Source organism: Monashia sp. HAY1-5C (assembly GCF_056755255.1).
Window position 1 is genome coordinate 1 of sequence record NZ_JBPGXG010000306.1, and the last position, 303, is coordinate 303.

At 69.3% G+C, this 303-nt stretch carries 1 protein-coding gene; it reads right to left on the reverse strand.

The features are described from left to right. The coding region (locus ACR9ZK_RS21785) for a hypothetical protein (protein WP_481344043.1) at positions 1-218 on the reverse strand (218 nt) is incomplete at its 3' end. Positions 219-303: the final 85 nt, after the last annotated feature.

Genomic DNA, 303 nt, shown 5'->3' on the forward strand with positions numbered 1-303 from the left:
GCCCCGGCGAGCGCTGCTCGCGACAGTGCCCACGTGAGCCCGTCCACGACCAGGTTGCACAGACCCAGGGCCAACATCGCAGTCAGGGGCTCGGCGTCCAGCCTGACGGAGAGGCCAAGCGTTGCGACGACGCCCCACACCCTGAGAAGGTCGAGCCACAGCTGCCATGCGATCCGCTCGAGCGCGATGAGCGTTTGGGACCTGTCTCTTATACACATCTCCGAGCCCACGAGACGGAGCTACATCTAGTGGGGCGGGTTCTGGTTGGGGAGGGGGGGGGGGGGGGGGGGGGGGGGGGGGGGG